This is a genomic window from Amycolatopsis sp. NPDC051061 (genome assembly GCF_040682935.1).
Lineage (GTDB): Bacteria > Actinomycetota > Actinomycetes > Mycobacteriales > Pseudonocardiaceae > Amycolatopsis.
Genome location: NZ_JBFBBZ010000160.1, coordinates 1 through 1,303, shown reverse-complemented (window position 1 = coordinate 1,303; position 1,303 = coordinate 1). Strand labels below are relative to the sequence as shown.

Below are 1,303 nucleotides of genomic sequence, written 5' to 3'. Positions count from 1 at the left end.
GGAATTGGCAAAAAGCCTAGAGATTTAGCTTTGGCAACGGCAAACTTTCCAGGTATAATTTTTGGATTGGTCACATTTTTTACTGCCCTTTGATGATAAAAAAATTGATTAATTGGACCTGTGTGTGGCCATTATCAGAGATAAATAAATAATAAATTCGCAAATTGTAAAATGAAGTTAGCCACCTTGAGTCAAGCAAAAAACATCTGAATCTCTTATACTAGAAGTTCGACCAAATAGTATAAAAAGGAAATTCAGATGCAAGACTATTCTATCACAAGCCAGAGCAAAGGGAAACACCTGACCAATCAAGACCGTTTAAACATTGAACGTTGGCACAATAAAGAAGGACTGAGCAACCGTGAGATTGCGCGCTTATTGAATAAAGCTCATGGGACGATTGACAGAGAGATGAAGCGAGGGGAAATCCAGCTCAAGCGGAAGGTAAAATACTCTGCTAAAAAGGCTCAAGAAAATTATGAAGGATTGAGGGCTCACAGTGTTCGTCCGAGTAAACTCACGACTGAGATTGATTGTTATGTGAGTACACGTCTTAAAGAAGACAAGGACTCTTTGGAAGTCATTCATCAGGCTCTAAAAGGAGTTTCTCTGAGCAGCCTCTACAATTGGGTCAACTGGGGCTGGTTAGAAGCCAAGCGTCATCATCTTTTCTATCCGCAGTATAAGGCGGCAAAGAAAATCAAACCTCGTGCGCCAAAGCATCCTTTTGGTAAGTCTATTGAAGAACGGCCTGAGTTCATTAACAATCGCTTAGAAGTGGGGCATTACGAGATTGACACGGTCATTCTTACGAGAGCTAAGAACAAGGTGCTTTTGACGCTCACAGAGCGAAAATACCGCACGGAGATCATTCGCTTGATTGATGGGAAAACAGCACAGGCGGTCAATGATGAGCTGGTGGAACTTCAAAAAAGTTATGACTTCAAATCCATTACCCCTGACAATGGCCATGAATTTGCAAGGCTCTCTGAGGTCGTAAGCTGTCCAGTTTACTATGCACACGCCTACGCGAGCTTTGAGCGAGGGACGAATGAAAACCATAACCGAATGATTCGTAGGCATCTGCCAAAAGGCACAACAAAGACGACCCCTGAAGAAGTCGCCGCTATCGAGTATTGGATGAACCATTATCCAAGAAAAATGTTCAACTATAAGAGTTCATATGAGATGAGCTTGGCTGGCTAACTTGGACTTGCAATTTGCGTTCTTGCACTGTAAGTTGAAGTGAACCATCACCAATAAATAAAAGGTGTCTGCTTTCTTTATCTGCAATTTGGCTTCC

The 1,303-nt window shown here is 42.0% G+C and carries 1 protein-coding gene; it reads left to right on the top strand.

Features of this window, described 5'->3' with window-relative positions; genetic code table 11:
* Positions 1–258: 258 nt before the first annotated feature.
* Positions 259–1,206, top strand: a complete 948-nt coding sequence (locus AB0N03_RS52410) for an IS30 family transposase (RefSeq protein ID WP_003130410.1) — start codon at positions 259–261, stop codon at positions 1,204–1,206.
* The last annotated feature ends 97 nt before the right edge of the window (positions 1,207–1,303 follow it).